The organism is Bradyrhizobium sp. HKCCYLS3070 (assembly GCF_051167575.1).
GTDB lineage: Bacteria > Pseudomonadota > Alphaproteobacteria > Rhizobiales > Xanthobacteraceae > Bradyrhizobium.
Window position 1 is genome coordinate 1,454,153 of the sequence record NZ_JBNPTI010000001.1, and the last position, 19,889, is coordinate 1,474,041.

Sequence of the window (19,889 nt, forward strand, 5' to 3'; positions counted from 1 at the left end):
GTCGGGGGCAAACCCTTCAGGAGACTGACCGATGCGCGTGAATGTCTACGCCGAGGAGATGCCGGACGAGCCGCGCATCGAGATCATCGCCAAGGAGATCGAGGGCCACGCCTTCACGGGCCTGCGCATCTATCTCGAGCTGCCCGCGACCGTCGACGGCCAGCAGTATCAGGGCCCCTTCATCCACCGCCCCGGCGATGACGACAGCGCCGCGGTCACGTTCTGGGGCAAGCGCGACCTGCGCGTGACCCTGCGCCGCGCGCTGGAGCTGCTCGATGCGCATTACGACAAGCCGTCCACCGATCAGCCGCAGCCGGCCGTCGAGTTCGGTGGTGGCTGGGCCAAGGTCCATTACCTGCGCGAGCTCACGTCCGAAGATCGCGCGAATCTCATCGCCACTGTGCGCGGACGCCCGATCGGGGAGCCGGGCTCATGACGTTCTTCGAGCGGCTTGGCGAAATCGTCGGCATCGCCATGATCGTCGGCTTCATCTGGTTCGGCGCCAGCGCCATTCAGCGCGCGGTGTCCGACCTGCCGCCGGCCTGCGTCAGCGTCGGCGGAGGCTGCCAGTGAGCGAGATTGCGGGCACCGACCTCTTTCGCCGCGCCATGGCCTTCGACTATGGCGATGCCGAGCGCAGCGCGATCATGCGCGAGGTGTGGACGCCGACGCCATGGATGGTCGAGGCCTACACCGGCCGCTGCGACGAAATCCGCGAGCACAACATCATCCATTGGTGCCACGACGCGTTCGGCCAGGCAGCCTCGCCGATCCACGGCCGCACCGGCGACTGGCAGCGCGGCTGCGCCACCGTCCACGGCTGGACCTGGTTCGGCTTTTCCAGCGAGGCGCTGATGCGGCAGTTCCTCGGCGCCTGGCCGCAGCCCGACAGCATCGGCGAGGCGCCGGCTAGCAGCTCGGAGCCGCGCGGATGACGTCTCCCATCACTTATTCCGTCTGAGTGCTTGCGCAAATCTGCGCAGGCGCAATCGCGCGAGACGAGCATGAGCCGCCCCATTGCCTATCCCTCCGGATCCTGGCCGCCACGTATGCCGGCGGACCTTGCCGCCGCCTATTGCGGGGAGGCGTCCGTTGATGTCTTCTTGCGCCAGGTCAAGGCCGGGTCCTATCCCCAGCCTGTCGTGAAGCAAGGGCGCCGGCAGATATGGGCGAAGGCGGACCTCGACCGGGCGATCCAGCCCACCCCAGACCAAGACATCGCGGCGGACGTCGCGCTGGACCTGTGATGTTGGCCCGCCCCCTTCCGCGCTTCGTGACGCAGAAGCCCGTGGGCGATGGCCTCCGATTCTATTGGACGTTGCCGAGCTACTACCGCAAGCTCGGCTGCACCCTGCATCGCGAGCACGAGACCGCGCTGGGCGCCGACTACGATGCGATGATCGGCAGGGCCACGACCCTCAACGGCCTGTTCGACGAATGGGACCAGGCACGCCGCGGGGCTCCCGTCATCGCTGGGCCGAAAGCCGCGACCGGCACCGTCGATTGGCTGTTCGAGACCTACAAGGCGTCGAACGACTGGCGTGAGCGCGTGTCCCCGCGCACCGCGCCGGACCATGAGCGCACCATCCATCTCCTGTGCGACATCCGCGGCAAGAGCGGCACCCGCATCGGCGACCGCCTGATCACGACGATCACCCCCGACGGCGCCGACAAGCTCTATGCCCGGATCCGCGACACGCCGGTCCGCGTCGGCAAGGCCGCACGCCCGCGCACGGCCGAGAAGGCGGTCGCGATCGCGCGCCACGCCTGGAAAGTCGTGCACCGGCTGCACCCCGGCCTCTTCCGCGACGGCGTCTGGAATCCCTGGGAAGGCGTCGCGATGACCCGGCGCCGCAAGGCGACGAAGCCGGCGGCTACACGCGAGGAGGTCTACACCTTCGCGTGGGGCGCGCTGGACGCCGGTCATCCCGATGCGGCGGCTGCGGCGGTGATCTGTTTCGAGTGGCTGCAGCGGCCGGAGAACGTGCTGGCGGGCTATGTGACCTGGAACGACTATCGCGGCCCGCGCGCGCCGACGCAGATCCGCATCGAGCACCACAAGACCGGCGAGATGGTCCTGCATCCGCTCGAGGAGACCACGGCCGACGGCCGCACGCTGTTCTACGAGGAGGCCGAAGCAGTGCTCGCGCGTGTCCCGCGCCTGGGTCTCGGTATCGTCATGCGCGATCGCCCGGCGCCGATCGGCCCGCGCAAATGGGACAACATGAGCATGGCCCGCCTGGTGCGGGCGCTGCGTGAGCGGCTCGGCCTGCCTGCCACGTTCACGCTCGACGCCTGCCGCCACGGCGGCATGACCGAGCTCGAGGAGGCCGAGCTCACCGACGGCCAGGGCCGCGCGCTCTCGGCACATCGTTCAAAGGCCTATGAAGGCTACGCTAAGCGAACCGAGAAGCGCGCTCTCGCAGCGACCCGTAAGCGCCACGCCTATCGCATCGCCGGTTCGGCTTCACTTGCTAGCACGGCATAAGCTCAGCAGGCCGTAGAGATTCACAGTAAGGCGTCGTTTGGATTTACTTGATTGCTCCATTCGCCAAGCGACGTTCGATAACGGCTGTTAGTTCAGCCAAAGCTTTTTCCAGAGCTTCATTGCCAGCATTCGTGGTTTTGATTTCTGGGCTTGGATCAAAAAGCACGTTGGCAATGTTCTTTGCATCGATGAAAAGGTAGTCCCAAGATTGCTTGTCCCTTCGATCCGTCGCGCTGCCGAATAGGTTGTACTGCTCCGTCGTTGTAGGACGGTCGCCGTCCATCGTCATGAAAAAGCGCGAGCAGCTTTTCAGAATCACATACGTGAGGCTTCCATCCAGTGTCAGGTAGAACTCTGACAAGACGCCCTTATACATCAAGGCGCGCCCGTTCTGGACGGTCGTGGTCATGACATAGGCGGTTACGATACCGTCCTGCATGGACCTGTTAACAGTCGTAATCCATTTATGGCGGGCAAGGAACGGCAGCGTAGCTGCGCACACCCCTACCAAATATCCGGCTCCTGCCATGACAATGGTGTAGCTGGCGGCCCAGACCACTGACGTGATAACTGCAGCGAGATTGGGCGATTTGTCGTACTGAAGAGCTGGTTCCAAGAAGTGGGCGAGATCGAATCCCGCAGGGGATAGGATTGCGTAGGCAACCAGATGGAGAAGCAATGATACCAGAACAGCCAAGCCTACGTCGCCGATCGCGCTGCTGCGAACGACTTCTCTGGAAAAGCGCTCCGTCGAGGACAGGCCTAGAAAAAAAAATACGCCCGGAAACAACAGCGCAATTATAACAATGGTGGTCCATGCCACTGACATGGACCACAGCTATACCAGAAAAAGCTTCAAGCCACAGCTTTGGCGCGAGCTTTTTGCTCCTGCACGATGAAGTTTACCACGGCTTCAAGATCAGCCGCTTGGCCATCCTTGGAGGATGCGCGAACAGCCCGTTGAACCAGATCGATGTCACCATCGGCGAGGGCTACAAGCTTTCTGACCAATTCAGAATTATGCATCGTAACCAGCATTGCGCTCTCCCGAACAACCGAGCATAAAACAACTCGATTGTTAACGATTTGTTCGAACCACGATGCCACTCGCCGAATACGTCGGCAATACACTTCCGAGCGTTCATTGAGGTTCCATTATTAACCTTTAGATATGGTTAATTCATGTTGTTTTCTAGCAACACAAGGCCTGATCGAAACAAAGTTACAGCCTTCGGCAGGGACATGGACAAAGACCCCGGCGAAGTTTCAGAACTTACGCTGTTACTGGGTTTCAGAAACACCGGGAGAACGAAACAAGTCGGTTGCCTAACCCCTTGATGTCCTATATCGATCCGCGTCGTTGGGGCCACGTGGCGGAGTGGTTACGCAGCGGTCTGCAAAACCGTTTACACCAGTTCAATTCTGGTCGTGGCCTCCACTCAATCAAGATCAAGCGGTTGGACTACCCATTGGGGCCGCGAACCGGCGCTAGATGGGCAGATCGTCGATGCCGCCGGGATAGCTGACCTGCGCGCGCGGCCAAGTCAGAATTGCCCCTCGTTCACCGGCCGAGACGCCCGTCCGATCCGAGCCGGATCTGCCGGCCAGCCGGGGCGCGTAATCCCGGAGCTGCACCACGTTGGACTTTTCTGCTTCCGGCATGGCTCTCATCCTCGTTCCATGCTGCAATGCAAGAAGCGTACCTCCGGTTCCTAAACCCGCCGTTTACGGTTGCGCCAATCCGGCTTGCGGGCCTTTGGGCGGGGCGTGAGCTCCGGCTGCGCTTTTTCCACCTCCCGATACCGCGCCAGCATGCGCTCGAAGCTCGCGTCGAGGGCCGTGGCAATCTCCGGCCGCCGTTCCAGCGCGGCCATCAGCATCCCGGCAGCCTCGATGGTCGACAGCCCGTCGCGGCGCGGTTCGCGGCGCAGCCGGCCGTAGCGCGACGGCTGCCGCGGCCCGAGGATCACGCGCTGGCATTTCAGCATCCACGGATTGCGCCACCACAGCGCTTTGGCCTGGCTCCAGGTGCCGTCGAGCAGGATCACGCCCTCGATCGACTTGAGGATGGCGCGCTGGTTGTCGGCGACCTCACCCTTGCGGGTCACCGCGACCACCTCGCTCTCGGGATCGAGCTCGGCCGCCTTCGCCGAGCCGAGATAGAGAATGGCCCAGCGCGCGGGATCGGCGACCGGCCGTCCCAGTGCCTTGGCGAGGCTCGGCCAGGATAGCCCGACCTTGACCACCGCGTTCTTGAAATGCAGGGCGGCGAGCCGCGCGGTGCCGAGCGCGCGATCCTGCTCCTGCGGATGCTGCAGGATCAGGAGCCCCAGCCGGCTCTCCAGCGGTGTGACGCTGTCGCAGATGCACAGCGGCAGCGGTTTCTGGCAACGCGGGCAATCGGGCGGCGCCTCGGTGGCGAGCGGCGGATGGTCGTGTGGTTCTGGCATGCGGCGGCTATACGCGCCCGCGGACAGGGCCACAACGGCTCATTCAGCGGGCGCGGCGAGCGGCTCCGGGGTCGAGCGGCGGCGCAGCCGGTCGATCAGCAGGTAGATCACCGGCGTGGTGTAGAGGGTGAGGATCTGCGACACCAGCAGCCCGCCGATGATGGTGATGCCGAGCGGGCGGCGCAGCTCGGTGCCCGGACCGGTCGCGATCACCAGCGGCAGGCCGGCGAACAGCGCGGCGAGGGTCGTCATCAGGATCGGGCGAAAGCGCACCCGGCAGGCCTCGAAGATCGCATCGGCCGAGGACATGCCGCGCTGGCGCTCGGCCTCGAGCGCGAAATCGACGAGCATGATGCCGTTCTTCTTGACGATGCCGATCAACAGGATGATGCCGACGAAGGCGATCACTGTCAGCGGTGTGTTGGTGACCTGCAAAGCGAGCAGCGCGCCGAGCCCGGCCGACGGCAGGGTCGAGATGATGGTCAGCGGATGCGCCAGGCTCTCATAGAGCACGCCGAGCACGATATACATCGCGGCCAGGGCGAACAGGATCAAGAGCGGCTGGCGGCCGCTGCTCTTGTTGAAGTCCCCGGCATTGCCGTCGAAGCTGCCGCGGATGCCCTCCGGCATGTGCAGCTCGTCGACGGCGCGCTGGATGTTGGCGGTCGCGGTCTGCAAGGGCACGTCCGGCAGCAGGTTGAACGACACGGTGGTCGAAGGGAACGATTGCGAGTGATACACCGCCAGCGGTGACAGGCCACGCTCGGCCTTGACCAGCGCCGACAACGGCACCTGCGCGTCCCCTGCCCCGGCCACATAGATGCGGTCGAGATTGGAGGGATCGGTCTGGAATTTCGGGTCGATCTCCAGCACGACCATGTACTGGTTGCGCTGGCTGTAGACGATCGATATCTGGCGTTGCGCGAAGGCGTTGTTGAGCGCGTTGTCGATATCCTGGACGCGGACGCCGAGGCTCGCCGCCTTTTGTCGGTCGATCCGCAGCGCGAGCTGCAGGCCACCGGGATCGCGGTCGCTGGAAATGTCGGTGATGCCGTCAACCGTCTCCAGGCGCTTGGCGACAATCGGCGCCCATTTCTGCAGAAGGTCGAGATCGGGGCTGCTCAACGTGTACTGATAGTCGGAATCGCTCTGACGGCCGCCGGTGCGCACGTCCTGCGCGGCGAACATGAAGAGCCGAATGCCGGGGACCGTCGCGAGGCTCCGCCTGAGGCGGTTGATCACGAGCTCAGTGGAGACGCCCTCGCGCTCCGCCGGGGGCTTGAGATTGATGAACATGGTGCCGCGGTTGGACGTCGCGCCACCCGGCCCGCCGCCGCCCCCGATCGTCGAGCCGATACCGGCCACGGCGGGATCGGCCATCACGATGTCGGCGAGCCGCTGCTGCAGACCAAGCATGGACTGGAACGAGATGTCGGCCGAGGCGCGCGTCGCACCGATGACGAAGCCGGAATCGTCGGTCGGGAAATAGCCCTTGGGCACCTTGATGTAGAGCGTCACCGTGAGCGCGATGGTGGCGAAGAACACGATCAGGGTGAGAAACGGATAAACCAGCACGCCGCGCAGCGTCCAGGCATAGAAGCGGACCATGCCGGACAGCGCGCCTTCGACGATACGGTCGAACCAGGTGGCACGATCGGACAGCGTCTCCTTGATGTAATGCGCGCAGATCATCGGCGTCACCGTCAGCGACACCAATGTCGACACGACGATTGCGAAGGTCAGCGTCAGCGAGAACTCACGCAGGAGACGGCCAACGACGCCGTCCATGAAGATCAACGGCACGAAGGCCGCAATCAAGGAAAGGCTGATCGACAACACGGTAAAGCCGATCTGGCGGGCGCCGTCGAGCGCGGCGCGCATCGGCGACAGGCCATGCTCGAGATTGCGGTACATGTTCTCGATCATGACGATGGCGTCGTCGACGACGAAGCCGACGGAGATCGCGAGCGCCATCAGTGACAGATTGTCGATCGAGAAGCCTGCGAGCCACATCGCCGCGCAGGTGCCGGCGAGCGCCAGCGGCACCGAGACGCCGGCCGCGACCGTCGGCACCAGGCGGCGCAGAAAGAGGAACACGACGACCATCACCAGCACGGCGGTCGCGAGCAAGGTCCACTGCATGTCCTCGACCGAGGCGCGAATGGTCCCTGTGCGATCGACCAGAGTGGCGATCTCGATGCCAGCCGGCAGCCATTGCTTGAGCTCGGGGATCAGCGCCTTCACACGGTCGACGGTCTCGATCACGTTGGCGTCGCCCTGTTTCGCGATCTGGATCAGCACCGCCGGCTGCTTGTTGAACCAGGCGATCGAACGCACGTTGCGTACGGAATCCTCGACGTCGGCGACATCCGACAGCCGCACGAAGCTGCCATTGCTGCTCTTGATCAGGATGTCGCGGAATTCGGCCGCGCTGCGCATCTGCCTGTTGATGGCAATGGTCTCGCTCTGCCGCGCGCCCTCGAAGATGCCGACCGGCCCGATCGGATTGGCATTGATGATCGCCGTCCGGACATCGTCGGTCGAAATCCCGGCATTGGCGAGCGAGACCGGATTGAGTGCGATGCGCACGGCAGGCTGATCGGCGCCGCTGACCGTGACATTGCCGACGCCGGGCACCTGGAACAGACGCTGCGCCAGAACGGTGTCGGCGACGTCGTACATCGCGCTCGGCGTCATCGTCTTCGAGGTCAGGGCCAGAACGAATACGGGAGCCGCGGCCGTGTTCGCCTTGCGGAACCGCGGCAGCGCCGGCAGGTCGCTCGGAAGGTCCGACAGCGAGGCGTTGATGGCCGCCTGGACGTCACGCGCGGCCTTGTCGATGTCGCGGCCGATCGAGAACTGGATCTGGATGTTGGTGGTGCCGAGCGAGCTCGTCGATGTGATCTGGTCGACACCTGCGATTTCGCCGAGCCGCCGCTCCAACGGCGCCGCGACCGTCCCCGCCATGACGGACGGGTCCGCACCCGGGCGCGACGCGCTGACGAAGATCGCGGGGAAATCGACGTTCGGCACCGGCGCGACGGGAAGGAAGATATAGGCGACGATCCCGACCAGGAACAAGCCGATCGAGAGCAGCGTGGTGCCGACCGGCCGGCGAATGAACGGCTCGGAGATCGAGGCCATCACTGGATGCCTTCGGTCGCACCTGCGATCGGCGGCGACGGCAGGTTCGGCGCCGGCGGCAGCGCGCGCTCGAAGCGACGATTGATGCGGTCGAGCGCGAGATAGATGACCGGCGTCGTGTACAACGTCAGCAATTGGCTGAGCAGCAGGCCGCCGATGATGGAGATGCCGAGCGGAAAGCGCAGCTCCGAGCCGGTGCCGCTCTCGATCGCCAGCGGCAGCGCGCCGAACAGCGCGGCCAGGGTCGTCATCATGATCGGGCGGAAGCGCAGGAGACACGCCTGCACGATCGCGTCGTAGGGGGTGCGGTTTTCGTGACGCTCCGCCTCGAGCGCGAAGTCGATCATCATGATCGCGTTCTTCTTGACGATGCCCATCAGGAGGATGATGCCGATCAGGCCGATCACCGAGAGATCCTGGCCGAACAGCATCAAGGCCAGGATGGCGCCGACGCCGGCGGATGGCAGCGTCGACAGGATCGTGATCGGATGGATGTAGCTCTCATAGAGCACGCCGAGCACGATGTAGATCGTAACCACGGCCGCGAGCAGCAGCCAGGGTTGGCCGGCCAGCGACTTGGCGAACTCGGCGGCATCGCCCGAATAGACGCCGATGATGCTGCCGGGCATGCCGATGCGGTTCTCGGTCGCATGAAGCGCGTCGACCGCCTCGCTGAGCGCCGCGCCGGGCGCGAGGTTGAAGCTCAGCGACACCGCCGGAAACTGCGCCTGATGCGAGATCGCCAGCGGCGCCGTGGTGCGCTTGAGGCTTGCCACCGCAGAGAGCGGCACCTGGCCGCCGGCGCCAGGCAGATAGAGCTTCGACAGGACCGACGGGTCGCGCTGATACATCGGCAGCGCCTCCAGCACCACGCGGTACTGGTTGGCCTGGCCGTAGATCGTCGAGATCTGCCGCTGCGCGAAGGCGTCATTGAGCGTGTCGGTGACGCCCTGCAGGCTGACGCCGAGCTGGCCGGCGCGCTGGCGGTCGATGGTCAGCTCCGCGCGCAGGCCGCCCTCCTGGGCTTCGGAGGAGACGTCGCGGAATAGAGGGTCGCGGCGCATTTCTCCGACAAGCTGCCTCGCCCATTTCGACACCTCGGCGGCATCGGCACCGGTCAGCGTGTACTGGTACTGCGAGCGGCTCGCCTGGGTCGAGATCTGCACGTCCTGGACCGGCTGGAAGTACACGGTCATGCCGGGCACGCCCGAGGTCTTCTGCTTCAGCCGGTCGATCACCTCGGCGACCCCGTCCTGCCGCTCGCCAAGTGGCTTCAAGGTCATGACGAGACGGCCGACATTGGTGGTCGGATTGACCGATCCGGCGCCGATCACCGAGACGACGCCGACGACGTCGGGGTCAGCCTGGATCGCGGCGGCGACGTCCGCCTGACGCTTCTTCATTTCGGCGAACGACACGTCAGGGCCGGCTTCGGTCACCGCCGTGATCGAGCCGGTATCCTGCAGCGGCAGGAAGCCCTTGGGCGCGACGACGTAGAGCGCCAAGGTCGCCGCCAAGGTCGCGAAGGTCACGACGAGCGTCTCGGTCTGGCGGTCGAGCACCCAGAGCAGGCTGCGGTGATAGACCGCTACCGTGCGGTCGATGAAGCGGCTGATGGCGTTCAGCCCCGGCAGCACCCATTCCTCGCTGGCATGCTTCAACAGCCGCGAGCACATCATCGGCGTCAGGGTCAGCGAGACCACCGCCGACGTCACGACTGCGATCGTCAAGGTCAACGCGAACTCGCGGAACATGCGACCGACAAGCCCGGACATGAACAGCAGCGGAATGAACACCGCGATCAGCGACACGGTCAGCGAGATCACGGTGAAGCCGATCTCGCGCGCGCCGCGCAGCGAGGCGTTCATCGCGCTCTCGCCATTCTCCATGTGGCGCACGATGTTCTCGATCATCACAATGGCGTCGTCGACGACGAAGCCGGTGCCGATGGTGAGTGCCATCAGCGAGAGATTGTCGAGACTGAAACCGGCGAAGTACATCACGCCGAAGCTCGTGATCAGCGACAGCGGCAGCGCGACGCCGGCGATGATCGTGGCGCGCAGCGAGCGCAGAAACAGCAGCACAACCAGCGTCACCAGCACCACGCTGAGCACCAGCGTGAACTGCACGTCGTGCACCGAGGCGCGGATGGTCACGGTGCGATCGCTGACGATGGCGAGCTTCACGCCGGCGGGAAGCGTGCGCTGCAGCTTCGGGATCTCGGCACGGATCTGCTTGACGACCTCGATGACGTTGGCACCCGGCTGGCGCTGGATGTCGAGGATGACCGCAGGGACACCCTGGTACCAGCCGCCGGTCCGATCGTTCTCCAGACCATCGATAATCGTTGCGACATCGCCGATCGTGACCGGCGAGCCGTTGCGGTAGGCGATGATGATCGGCTTGTAGGCGTCGGCGGCTCCGATCTGGTCGTTGGCCGTGATCAGATAGGCCTGCTGGGCACCGTCGAGCGACCCCTTGGGACCGGAGACGTTGGCGCCTGCGATGGCGGCGCGCAGGTCCTCCATCGAGATGCCATAGGCGGCGAGCCGCGCCAGGTCGGCCTGCACGCGCACCGCGGGCTTGAGTCCGCCGAGCACCGAGACGCGGCCGACGCCGGAGACCTGGCTCAGCCGCTGCGCCAGGATCGTGTCGGCCATGTCGCTCATCGCGCGCAAAGAGATCGTGTCCGAGGTCAGCGCGAGCGTCATGACCGGTGCGTCGGCCGGATTGACCTTGGCGTAGGTCGGCGGATAGGGCAGCGACTTCGGCAAGACGCCGGCGGCGGCATTGATCGCCGCCTGGACGTCCTGCGTGGCGCCATCGATGTCGCGTCCGAGATCGAACTGCAGCGAGATCTGGCTGACGCCGAACGAGCTCGTCGAGTTCATCGCCGAGAGCGACGGGATCTGGCCAAGCTGGCGCTCCAGCGGCGCCGTGATCAGCGAGGCGATCACATCGGGGCTGGCGCCCGGCAGTTGCGTCGTCACCTGGACGGTCGGGAAGTCGACCTGCGGCAGCGCCGAGACCGGCAGCGCGAGATAGCCGAGCAGCCCGCCGATCAGCAGCGCGACGCCGAGCAGCGAGGTCGCGATAGGACGGCGGATGAAGGGTTCGGAGACGCTCATCGCGACTGCTCGTCACTCTTGCGGTCGCGTCATGGCTGCGCCTTCGCGCCGCGACCTGCTTCACTCCCTCCCTGGGGCGCTGCACCGGCATCGGTCTGGCCCGCGGCCTGAGGCCTGCGACGCAGCTCGCCGTCCTTCGGCGCGCCGTCAGGCGGAGCTCCGCCCTCCTTGGCCTGGTCCTTGCCTTGATCCTTTGCTTGCGGATTGCGGCCGCGTTTGCGTGGCGCCAGATCGGCCTGCGGCGTCTGCTCGGCGCGCCCGACCACCACTTTGACGCCCTCGGCGAGGTTGGCAAAGCCTGTCGTCACCACACGGTCCGAGGGGCTCAAGCCGCTCGCGATCACGGCCTCGCTCTCATTCTGCTGCACGACCGCCACCGGATGCGCAGAGACGATGTCGCCCTCGCCGATCACGTAGCTGAACGTACCTGCCGGCCCGCGCTGCACGGCCGACGTCGGCACCGTGATCGCCTGCGACAGGGTCTCGACCTTGAGGCGGACATTGACGAACTGTCCCGGCCAGAGCTGAAATCTGCCGTTGGGGAATTCTGCTTTCAGCTTCAGCGTGCCCGTCGTCTGATCGACCTGGTTGTCGATGCCCCGCAACGTGCCGGTGTCAATGACGGTGACGCCGTCATTGCCGAACACGTCGACGGCGAGCGGTCCCTTGGCGGCGGCCGCATTGACGCGCATGATCTGCTGCTGGGGCAGGCTGAACTGAACCGCAATCGGCTGCAGCTGCGTGATGACGACGAGGCCGGTCGCGTCAGAGGCATGAACGATGTTGCCCTGGTCGACCTGGCGCAGGCCGGCGCGGCCGGAGAGCGGCGCCACGATCTTGGTGTAGCTCAAGGTCGTCGCCGCATTGTCGATCGCGGCCTGATCCGCCTTGATCAGCGCCTGCTGCTGCGCCACCACCGCGCGCTGCGTGTCGGCCTGCTGCTTGGAGCCGGCATTGCTGGCGGCGAGCTGCTCGTAGCGGGCGAGGTCGAGCTTCTGGTTGGCGAGTTGCGCCTCGTCCTGCGCCTTCTTGGCAACGGCCTGATCGTACTGCGCCTGATAGATCGCCGGATCGATCTCCGCGAGCACGTCGCCCTTCTTGACGTCCTGCCCTTCGACGAAATTGACCGCGATCAGCTTGCCGTCGACCTGCGAGCGCACCGTGACCGTGTTCAGCGCGCGCACCGCGCCGACGCCGTCGAGATAGACCGGCACGTCCTTGATGGCAGGCGAGGCAGCCAGGACCGGAACGGGAAGGTCGGGCCGCGCGAAGCGGTTATTGGCCTGCTGCTTCTGCTGCATCGCCGACCAGCCGATATAGCCGAGGCCGCCGAGGATCAGCAGCGTGATCGCGATCGACACCAGTCGCCGTGCCACGCTGGACCGCGCGCGCTTCACTGCCGCTGCTCCCTTCTCGTCCGGTTTAAAGAGCATCGGCCGACTTCTCCATGCGCGGCTCCCAGCCGCCGCCGAGCGCCTGGTAGAGGCTCACAAACGCCTGCAGGCGCGCCAGTTGCGCCTGCGATAGCGCGTCCTCGGCCTGGAACAGCGTCAATTGCGTATTCAAGACGGTCACGATGTCGGCAGTTCCCGCGCGCAACTGCTGCTCCGACAATTCGAACGCACGCCGCGAGGCGGCGACGACCTGGCGCTGCAATTGCAGTCGGATCGTGGTCTGCTTGATCGAGAACAGCGCATTGTCGACGTCGGTGAAGGCCTGGATCACGGTCTTGCGGTAGGTCTGCAGCAGTTCATCCTGCCGCGCCTTGGCGTTCTCGAAGTTGCCCAGAATCCGGCCGCCGTCGAAGATCGGCTGGGTCAGGCTGCCGGCGAGGCTGAAGAACGCCGCATGCGGCTGAAACAGCGACACCAGTGCCGCGCTCTGGTAGCCGCCGTTGCCCGTGAGCTGGATGCTCGGAAAGAACTGCGCCCGCGCGCTGCCGACATTGGCCGTTGCCGATGCCAATTGGGCCTCCTGCCGGCGGATGTCCGGACGCTGCGTCAGGATCTCCGACGGCAGACCAGGCGTGACCCGCGGAGTCCTGATCTGATCGAGCGAGCCGCCAATGACCCGAATGCCTTCGGGCGATCGCGCGACCAGCACGGCCAGGGCATTGACGTTCTGATCGAGCGTCTGGCGCAGCGGCGGCACCGCCGCCTTCTGATTGGCGAGCACGCTCTCCTGCTGCGCGACGTCGAGATCGTTGCCGGTGCCAGCCTTCTGCCGCTCGCGGATGGCATCGAGCACACGCGTGGCGCTGGCGATGTTGCGCTCAGCCGTCCGAATCCGATCCTGCGCGGCCAGCACCTGGAAATAGGCATTGGCGACGGTGGCAAGCGTCGTCAACTGCGTGACGTCGCGGTCGAAGCGGTTGGCTACCGCGGTTTCCTCGGCCGCCTGCAGCGCGTCGCGATTCTGGCCGAAGAAGTCGAGCTGGTAGCTCGCAGAGAGCGAGGCTTGGTAATTGACGACCTCGCGGCCGCCATTGGTGAGCCCGCTGGAGCTCGACCCGGACGTGCGCGAATAGGTCTCCTGCCCCGTGCTCGACAGGCTTGGCAGCAGCGCCGCGCCGGCCTGCCGCGCCAGCGCATCGGCCTGCCGGAACCTTGCCACAGCAGCGGCAATGTCGAGGTTGACGCTCTGCGCCTCCTCCATCAGCTGGGTCAGCTCGCGTGATCCGAAGCCGCGCCACCAATCCAGCGGCGGCGGCGCCGCCATATCGGAACCGGACGCCGCCTTGTAGCGCTGGGGCAAGTCGAGGGCCGGATCGGGAATATCCTGGGTCAGCAGGCAGCCGGCCGAGTTCGCCGCCAATCCGATCGCCGCCAGCCAGTGGACAAATCGCCGCAGGGTAGCCGGCACACGGCGCTCCCGCATCCCGGCGACGATCCGCGGGTCAGCGGACGTGCGGCAAGGCTCGTCGACGGCGATCGGCACGATGGACACTGGCGTGATGCTTCCCTGTAGTCTTGGGAATCATTCTAGCCGCAGCCCACGGCGGCGGACAGCCCTGCAGCCCCCCCGTCGCCCCAGCAGCGATGGTGCCGATAAAGTCCACCGAATCGACGAATCTCCCGTAAATCAGCGGAGTTTCGTGAAGGCAGAGCCACGGGCCCCCGGCTGCCGCCTTACCAAGATTTCATCTGTCGAATGCCGTTTTGGCCGGGGTGTGACGCGGCGAGCGCGCCCGTGAAACCCTTTGGCTGGGACTCCGTAACTTGCACGTGAACTTCAGGGGGCATTCATGCGAGTTGCGGTGGTCGGAACGGGTATTGCGGGTAACGCCGCGGCCTGGTCCCTGGCGAAACGTTATCCGATCACCGTCTACGAGCGTGATCTCCGTCCGGGCGGCCACAGCCATACCGTGACGATCGACTATGACGGCGCTCCGGTCTCGGTCGACATCGGCTTCATCGTCTACAACGAGCTGAACTATCCTGAGCTCACCGCCTTGTTCGACCATCTGGGGGTCGAGACGGTCGACAGCAGCATGAGCTTTGCCGTCACCGCGGATGCCGGCCGCTTCGAATGGAAAGGTGGCGGAAACACCTGGCTCGACACCGCCAAGGGGCTGTTCGCGCAGCCGAGCAACCTGCTGTCGACATCCTATCTCTGGATGCTCAGGGACATCCTGACCTTCAACGAGCAGAGTACAGCCGACTTCAAGGCCGGCCGCCTGCATGGCCTTACGCTCGGTGATTATTTCCGGCGCAACCATTTCGCCCCGCGACTGCTCACCGACTATCTGGCGCCAATGGGGGCCGCGATCTGGTCAGCCCCGGCGTCCGAGATGCTGGACTTCCCGGCCGAGAACTTCGTCGCGTTCTTCAGCAACCACAGGTTGCTGCAATATGACCGTCCGGTCTGGCGCACCGTCAAGGGCGGCAGCCGGCGCTATGTGGAGAAACTGACGTCGAGCTTCCGCAACCAGATCAGGCTCGGCAGCGCCGTGACCAGCATCGAACGCACCGCCCACGGCGTCGTCGTTCAAGACAGCAGCGGGCGTCGGGACACCTATGATCACGTGGTGATTGCCGCACACAGCGACCAGGCCTTGTCGATGCTCACCGACGCGGACGAGCGGGAGCGCGGCATCCTCGGTGCGATCAAATATTCGCCCAACACGATCTATCTGCACCGTGACAGCAGGCTGATGCCGAAGCGCCGCCGCGCCTGGGCCTCGTGGAATTTCCTGCGCTGGCAGCGTGAGGGCGTTCCCATGAACGACGTCGCCGTCACCTATTGGATGAACAACCTGCAGGACATCGACGACGCCAAGCCGCTGTTCGTCAGCCTCAACCCACCCTTCGCTCCGGCCCCGGAGCTGACCTTTGGCAAATACATCTGTGAGCACCCACAATATACGGCTGCGGCCTTTGCGGCGCAGAAGCGCCTGGCAGCGATTCAGGGGCAGCGCCATACTTGGTTCTGCGGGGCCTGGACCGGCTACGGCTTCCATGAGGACGGGCTGCGCTCGGGTCTCGCCGTGGCGGAGGCGCTCGGCGCGAGCGTGCCATGGCGCGGGTTTCCCACCGAGCTCGCCGAGGCTGCGGAATAGGCGCGATATGGACATGGATCACTCGGGACAGGATGACCGAACGGAAGCGGCCGCGCTCTATGTCGGAGAGGTCATGCATGCCCGCATGCGGCCGACCACGCACCGCTTCCGGTATCGCGTTATGAGCCTGCTGATCGATCTCGGCCGGCTCGACCAGGTGGACCGGCAGGCCTCGCTGTTCGGGGTCAATCGGCGAGCGCTCTACAGCTTCCACGAGGCCGACCACGGTCCGCGCGACGGCTCGTCGCTGCTGGCCTATGCGCAGACCTGCGCGGCGGATCAGGGGATCGATCTCGGCGGCGGACGCGTGCTGTTGCTGTGCTATCCGCGGCTGCTCGGCTACGTGTTCAATCCGCTGTCGGTCTATTTCTGCTATCGCAGCGACGGCACCCTGGCGCTGATGATCTACGAGGTCCGCAACACCTTCGGCGAGATCAAGCCCTATGTGCTGCCGGTCAGATCCAATGAGCTGTCCGCGGCAGGGCTGCGCCAGACGCAGGACAAGACCTTCTACGTCTCGCCGTTCATCGACATGGCGATGCGCTACCATTTCCGGGTCATGCCGCCGGGCGACAAGGTCAAGTTGCGGATTCTGGAAACTGGCCCCGACGGGCCCCTGCTCGCTGCAACCTTCTCTGGCCGCCGTCGCGGGCTGACGTCTGGCTCCCTGCTCGCAGCCTTCGTCTCGCTCCCGCTGGTGACTGTCAAAATCTTCGCCGCGATCCATTGGGAGGCACTGCGGCTGTGGGCCAAAGGCGTCCGCCTCGTCCCGCGTGGCGAAATCAGTGCAAGCCCTGGAACCAATACCGGCTTGGCGGGGAACGGCAGCCACGCTTATATGTCACGACGCTGACCGGAAACGGCCGGCTCGCTCTGCGTCCGTGATCCCTGCCCGCACAGGTGCCGCACCGGCCAGCCGACGGGGACGTGGGCTGGAGCCGTTTGCGTGAGTGGACCTGCCATGCCGGACGTCATCCCAGTCACCCCTGATACCATCGACAAGGTGCTTGCCGATCTTCCCCGCCTGCCCCGCCTTGCCCTCGGCTTCGGCTCGCGGTTGCGAAAAGGCACGCTCGACGTGACCCTGCCGGACGGACGGGTGATCCGGCTTGGCGGCGTTGAGCCCGGGCCGGCCGCCGCAATGATCCTGGCCAATTACGGCTTCGCATCGCGTCTTCTCAATGGCGGCGACATCGGCATCGCCGAGGCCTATCTGAACGGCGACTGGGATACGCCGGACCTGACGCAGTTTCTCTATCTGTTCTGCGTCAACCAGCACCTGCTGCAGTCGATGCTGGAAGACAAGCCGCTGATCCGGTTTGCCCAGCTGGTCCGGCACTGGTTCAACCGCAACACCAAGCGTCAGGCGAAGCGCAACATCTATGCCCATTACGACATCGGAAATTCGTTCTACTCGGCCTGGCTGGATCCGAGCATGACCTATTCCTCGGCCTTGTTCGAGGAGCACACCACCGACCTCACTGCAGCGCAGACCAACAAGTACAAGCGGCTGGCCGAGGCGATCGATCTCAAGCCCGGGCAGAAGCTGCTCGAGATCGGCTGCGGCTGGGGCGGCTTTGCCGAATATGCCGCCAAGACGTTCGGCGCCAAGGTCGTTGGGTTGACGATCAGTCAACAGCAGCGCGACTTCGCGCAGCGCCGCATCCAGGAGGCCGGGCTCGCCGAGAAGGTCGAAATCCGCCTGCAGGATTACCGGGACGAGCGTGACCACTACGATCGCATCGCCTCGATCGAGATGATCGAGGCGGTCGGCGAACAATTCTGGCCGAAATATTTCTCGCAACTGCGAGACCGCCTGCTGCCGGGCGGACTGGCCGGTGTCCAGGCAATCACCATCCAGGACAGCCTGTTCCAGCACTACCGCCGCGAGGTCGACTTCATCCAGCGCTACGTCTTTCCCGGCGGCATGTTGCCGACACCGCAGATTCTGAAGTCGCTCGGCGACCGCTTTGGCATACCCGTCATCCGCGAGCGGATCTTCGGGGAAGATTATGCCAGGACGCTTGCGATCTGGCGAAATAACTTCCGAGAGGCTTGGCCGGACCTCACGCCCGCCGGATTCGACGAGCGCTTCAGGCGGCTCTGGGAATATTATCTGTCCTACTGCGAAGCGGGTTTCCTCTCCGGGAATATCGATGTTCGCCAGGTCGTCTTTGCGAAATCGGGGGGCTGATCCAGCCGGCTTACGCTCCCCTGGATATCAGGCTAGGGTCCTCTTAAGTGTGCTCGAGGAAACTCCTACGGTATCTGCAAAATGACCATTCATAACGACGTCGTCGCGGCGATCGGCAACACACCGCTGATCAAGCTCAAGCGCGCCTCGGAGGCGACGGGCTGCACCATTCTCGGCAAGGCCGAGTTCATGAACCCGGGCCAGTCGGTCAAGGACCGCGCCGGCAAGTGGATGATCCTGGAGGCCGAGAGGCGTGGCGATCTCAAGCCCGGCGGCCTCGTGGTGGAGGCCACTGCCGGCAACACCGGCATCGGTCTGGCCGTGGTCGCCAGCGCGCGCGGCTATCGCACGCTGATCGTGATTCCGGAGACGCAGAGCCAGGAAAAGAAGGACATGCTGCGGCTGTGCGGCGCGGAGCTGGTCGAGGTGCCGGCGTTGCCGTTCAGCAATCCCAACAACTATCAGCATGTCGGCCGCAGGCTCGCCGACGAACTGCGCATGACCGAGCCCAACGGCGTGCTGTTCGCCGACCAGTGGAACAACCTCGACAACGCCAAGGCGCATTATGAGTCCACGGGACCCGAGATCTGGGAGCAGACCGACGGCAAGGTCGACGGCTTCATCTGCGCGGTCGGCACCGGCGGCACGATCGCCGGCACGAGCCGCTATTTGAAGGACAGGAACAAGGACATTGTCACCGCCTGTGCCGACCCGCACGGCTTCGCGATGTACGAATGGTTCAAGAACGGGGTCGTCAAATCGACGCCCGGCGATTCCATCACCGAAGGCATCGGCATCGGTCGTGTGACGCCCGTGATCGAGACCGCCAAGGTCGACGACGCGTTCCTGGTGTCCGACGAGGACGCCGTCAACACGATCTACGACCTCGTGCAGCATGAAGGCCTGTGCCTGGGAGGCTCGACCGGCGTCAACGTCGCTGGCGCGGTGCAACTCGCCAGGAAGCTCGGCCCCGGCCACACCATCGTGACCATCCTGTGCGACTCCGGTGCGCGCTATCAGTCGAAGCTGTACAATCCGGAGTTCATGCGTTCGAAGAACCTGCCGGTGCCGGCCTGGCTGGAGCGGCGCAGCGGGATCAAGCCGCCTTTCGTTTGAGGGCGAGTAGCGAGTAGCGAGTAGAATTTCTCGCCCTATTCGCAAGTCCCGATTCGCTTCCTCATCAATGCCGCAGAATCTGGCTCAGGAACAGCTTGCTGCGCGCATGCTGCGGGTTGGCGAAGAATTCCTGCGGCGTGTTCGATTCGATGATCTGGCCGGCGTCCATGAACACGACGCGGTTGGCGACCTCGCGTGCAAAGCCCATCTCGTGGGTCACGACCAGCATGGTCATGCCCTCCTTGGCGAGATCGACCATGGTGTCGAGCACCTCCTTCACCATCTCGGGATCGAGCGCCGAGGTCGGCTCGTCGAACAGCATGACCTTCGGGTTCATCGCCAGCGCGCGCGCGATGGCAACGCGCTGCTGCTGACCGCCCGACATCTGGCCCGGATATTTCTGCGCCTGATGCGGGATCTTGACCCGCTCCAGGAACTTCATCGCAGTCGCCTCGGCTTCCTTCTGCGGGATGTTGCGCACCCAGATCGGAGCCAGGGTGCAGTTCTCCAGCACGGTCAGATGCGGAAACAGGTTGAAGCTCTGGAACACCATGCCGACCTCACGGCGGACTTCGTCCACCCGCTTGAGATTCGGACCCAGATCGATGCCGTCGACATTGATCTCGCCCTCCTGGAATTCCTCCAGCGCGTTGATGCAGCGGATCAAGGTCGACTTGCCCGAGCCCGAGGGCCCGCAGATCACGATGCGCTCACCCTTTCCGACGGAGAGGTTGATGTCGCGCAGGACGTGGAATTCGCCGTACCATTTGTTGAGGGCGGAAATGCTGACGATCGAATTTGCAGTCATGGA

At 64.8% G+C, this 19,889-nt stretch carries 18 protein-coding genes and 1 tRNA gene; 10 read left to right on the top strand and 9 right to left on the bottom strand.

Annotated elements, in window-relative coordinates:
• The first annotated feature begins 31 nt into the window (after positions 1–31).
• The 5 genes from ACQR03_RS06820 (at position 32) to ACQR03_RS06840 (ending at position 2,488) form a co-directional block, all read left to right on the top strand.
• Positions 32–436, top strand: a complete 405-nt coding sequence (locus ACQR03_RS06820) for a hypothetical protein (protein WP_434841135.1) — start codon at positions 32–34, stop codon at positions 434–436.
• Positions 433–573, top strand: a complete 141-nt coding sequence (locus tag ACQR03_RS06825) for a hypothetical protein (RefSeq protein ID WP_434841136.1) — start codon at positions 433–435, stop codon at positions 571–573. Before ACQR03_RS06820 ends, ACQR03_RS06825 begins: the two co-directional genes overlap by 4 nt.
• Positions 570–935 carry a hypothetical protein gene (locus tag ACQR03_RS06830; protein WP_434841137.1) on the top strand — a complete coding sequence of 122 codons (366 nt, stop codon included), beginning with the start codon at positions 570–572 and terminating at the stop codon, positions 933–935. Before ACQR03_RS06825 ends, ACQR03_RS06830 begins: the two co-directional genes overlap by 4 nt.
• Positions 936–1,004: 69 nt before the next feature.
• Positions 1,005–1,247 carry a hypothetical protein gene (locus ACQR03_RS06835; protein WP_434841138.1) on the top strand — a complete coding sequence of 81 codons (243 nt, stop codon included), beginning with the start codon at positions 1,005–1,007 and terminating at the stop codon, positions 1,245–1,247.
• Complete coding sequence (locus ACQR03_RS06840; protein ID WP_434841139.1) at positions 1,247–2,488, top strand: hypothetical protein; 1,242 nt, start codon at positions 1,247–1,249, stop codon at positions 2,486–2,488. The genes ACQR03_RS06835 and ACQR03_RS06840 overlap by 1 nt, the downstream gene beginning before the upstream one ends.
• A 43-nt stretch (positions 2,489–2,531) precedes the next feature.
• Here ACQR03_RS06840 and ACQR03_RS06845 read toward each other — a convergent pair whose 3' ends face one another.
• Both ACQR03_RS06845 and ACQR03_RS06850 read right to left on the bottom strand, forming a co-directional pair.
• Positions 2,532–3,311, bottom strand: a complete 780-nt coding sequence (locus ACQR03_RS06845) for a hypothetical protein (RefSeq protein ID WP_434841140.1) — start codon at positions 3,309–3,311, stop codon at positions 2,532–2,534.
• A gap of 32 nt (positions 3,312–3,343) precedes the next feature.
• Positions 3,344–3,526, bottom strand: coding sequence for a hypothetical protein (locus tag ACQR03_RS06850; protein WP_434841141.1), 183 nt, complete (start codon positions 3,524–3,526; stop codon positions 3,344–3,346).
• A gap of 326 nt (positions 3,527–3,852) precedes the next feature.
• Here ACQR03_RS06850 and ACQR03_RS06855 point away from each other — a divergent pair.
• Positions 3,853–3,926, top strand: a tRNA-Cys gene (locus ACQR03_RS06855).
• Between the two features lie 50 nt (positions 3,927–3,976).
• Here ACQR03_RS06855 and ACQR03_RS06860 read toward each other — a convergent pair.
• The 6 genes from ACQR03_RS06860 to ACQR03_RS06885 are packed head-to-tail and all read right to left on the bottom strand — an operon-like array spanning position 3,977 to position 14,087.
• Complete coding sequence (locus ACQR03_RS06860) at positions 3,977–4,150, bottom strand: hypothetical protein (protein WP_316170212.1); 174 nt, start codon at positions 4,148–4,150, stop codon at positions 3,977–3,979.
• A gap of 50 nt (positions 4,151–4,200) precedes the next feature.
• A complete protein-coding gene (locus ACQR03_RS06865; protein ID WP_315711862.1) occupies positions 4,201–4,938 on the bottom strand; it encodes a tRNA-uridine aminocarboxypropyltransferase in 738 nt (245 codons plus the stop codon).
• 39 nt (positions 4,939–4,977) lie between these two features.
• Positions 4,978–8,082, bottom strand: coding sequence for an efflux RND transporter permease subunit (locus tag ACQR03_RS06870; protein WP_316225493.1), 3,105 nt, complete (start codon positions 8,080–8,082; stop codon positions 4,978–4,980).
• On the bottom strand, positions 8,082–11,210 hold the full coding sequence (locus ACQR03_RS06875) for an efflux RND transporter permease subunit (RefSeq protein WP_316225494.1): 3,129 nt from the start codon (positions 11,208–11,210) through the stop codon (positions 8,082–8,084). Before ACQR03_RS06875 ends, ACQR03_RS06870 begins: the two co-directional genes overlap by 1 nt.
• Before the next feature lie 29 nt (positions 11,211–11,239).
• A complete protein-coding gene (locus ACQR03_RS06880; RefSeq protein ID WP_316170210.1) occupies positions 11,240–12,643 on the bottom strand; it encodes an efflux RND transporter periplasmic adaptor subunit in 1,404 nt (467 codons plus the stop codon).
• Positions 12,633–14,087, bottom strand: a complete 1,455-nt coding sequence (locus ACQR03_RS06885) for an efflux transporter outer membrane subunit (RefSeq protein WP_315712618.1) — start codon at positions 14,085–14,087, stop codon at positions 12,633–12,635. Before ACQR03_RS06885 ends, ACQR03_RS06880 begins: the two co-directional genes overlap by 11 nt.
• A 367-nt stretch (positions 14,088–14,454) precedes the next feature.
• On the opposite strand from ACQR03_RS06885, the gene ACQR03_RS06890 reads away from it, so the two are divergent.
• From ACQR03_RS06890 to ACQR03_RS06905, 4 genes are all read left to right on the top strand, one after another.
• Complete coding sequence (locus ACQR03_RS06890) at positions 14,455–15,768, top strand: NAD(P)/FAD-dependent oxidoreductase (protein WP_315711856.1); 1,314 nt, start codon at positions 14,455–14,457, stop codon at positions 15,766–15,768.
• A 7-nt stretch (positions 15,769–15,775) separates the two neighbouring features.
• The gene (locus ACQR03_RS06895; RefSeq protein ID WP_315751102.1) at positions 15,776–16,621 is read left to right on the top strand and encodes a DUF1365 domain-containing protein; all 846 of its coding nucleotides are present in this window, start codon (positions 15,776–15,778) and stop codon (positions 16,619–16,621) included.
• Positions 16,622–16,729: 108 nt separating this feature from the next.
• Positions 16,730–17,962, top strand: a complete 1,233-nt coding sequence (locus ACQR03_RS06900; RefSeq protein WP_315712616.1) for a cyclopropane-fatty-acyl-phospholipid synthase family protein — start codon at positions 16,730–16,732, stop codon at positions 17,960–17,962.
• Positions 17,963–18,043: 81 nt separating this feature from the next.
• Positions 18,044–19,078 (top strand): cysteine synthase A, encoded by a 1,035-nt coding sequence (locus tag ACQR03_RS06905; RefSeq protein WP_315751100.1) that lies wholly within the window; start codon positions 18,044–18,046, stop codon positions 19,076–19,078.
• Positions 19,079–19,142: 64 nt separating this feature from the next.
• Here the strand turns inward: ACQR03_RS06905 and ACQR03_RS06910 are convergent, their stop codons facing one another.
• On the bottom strand, positions 19,143–19,886 hold the full coding sequence (locus ACQR03_RS06910; protein ID WP_315711850.1) for an amino acid ABC transporter ATP-binding protein: 744 nt from the start codon (positions 19,884–19,886) through the stop codon (positions 19,143–19,145).
• Between the last annotated feature and the right edge of the window lie 3 nt (positions 19,887–19,889).

What these genes read in the sequence shown, in the direction of transcription:
- ACQR03_RS06870 (WP_316225493.1), bottom strand. Translation starts at nt 8,082, where the DNA reads ATGGCCTCGATCTCCGAGCCGTTCATTCGCCGGCCGGTCGGCACCACG.
- ACQR03_RS06840 (WP_434841139.1), top strand. Translation starts at nt 1,247, where the DNA reads ATGTTGGCCCGCCCCCTTCCGCGCTTCGTGACGCAGAAGCCCGTGGGC.
- ACQR03_RS06820 (WP_434841135.1), top strand. Translation starts at nt 32, where the DNA reads ATGCGCGTGAATGTCTACGCCGAGGAGATGCCGGACGAGCCGCGCATC.
- ACQR03_RS06865 (WP_315711862.1), bottom strand. Translation starts at nt 4,938, where the DNA reads ATGCCAGAACCACACGACCATCCGCCGCTCGCCACCGAGGCGCCGCCC.
- ACQR03_RS06875 (WP_316225494.1), bottom strand. Translation starts at nt 11,210, where the DNA reads ATGAGCGTCTCCGAACCCTTCATCCGCCGTCCTATCGCGACCTCGCTG.
- ACQR03_RS06900 (WP_315712616.1), top strand. Translation starts at nt 16,730, where the DNA reads ATGCCGGACGTCATCCCAGTCACCCCTGATACCATCGACAAGGTGCTT.
- ACQR03_RS06905 (WP_315751100.1), top strand. Translation starts at nt 18,044, where the DNA reads ATGACCATTCATAACGACGTCGTCGCGGCGATCGGCAACACACCGCTG.
- ACQR03_RS06885 (WP_315712618.1), bottom strand. Translation starts at nt 14,087, where the DNA reads ATGCGGGAGCGCCGTGTGCCGGCTACCCTGCGGCGATTTGTCCACTGG.
- ACQR03_RS06825 (WP_434841136.1), top strand. Translation starts at nt 433, where the DNA reads ATGACGTTCTTCGAGCGGCTTGGCGAAATCGTCGGCATCGCCATGATC.
- ACQR03_RS06890 (WP_315711856.1), top strand. Translation starts at nt 14,455, where the DNA reads ATGCGAGTTGCGGTGGTCGGAACGGGTATTGCGGGTAACGCCGCGGCC.
- ACQR03_RS06895 (WP_315751102.1), top strand. Translation starts at nt 15,776, where the DNA reads ATGGACATGGATCACTCGGGACAGGATGACCGAACGGAAGCGGCCGCG.
- ACQR03_RS06910 (WP_315711850.1), bottom strand. Translation starts at nt 19,886, where the DNA reads ATGACTGCAAATTCGATCGTCAGCATTTCCGCCCTCAACAAATGGTAC.
- ACQR03_RS06835 (WP_434841138.1), top strand. Translation starts at nt 1,005, where the DNA reads ATGAGCCGCCCCATTGCCTATCCCTCCGGATCCTGGCCGCCACGTATG.
- ACQR03_RS06860 (WP_316170212.1), bottom strand. Translation starts at nt 4,150, where the DNA reads ATGCCGGAAGCAGAAAAGTCCAACGTGGTGCAGCTCCGGGATTACGCG.
- ACQR03_RS06880 (WP_316170210.1), bottom strand. Translation starts at nt 12,643, where the DNA reads ATGCTCTTTAAACCGGACGAGAAGGGAGCAGCGGCAGTGAAGCGCGCG.
- ACQR03_RS06850 (WP_434841141.1), bottom strand. Translation starts at nt 3,526, where the DNA reads ATGCTGGTTACGATGCATAATTCTGAATTGGTCAGAAAGCTTGTAGCC.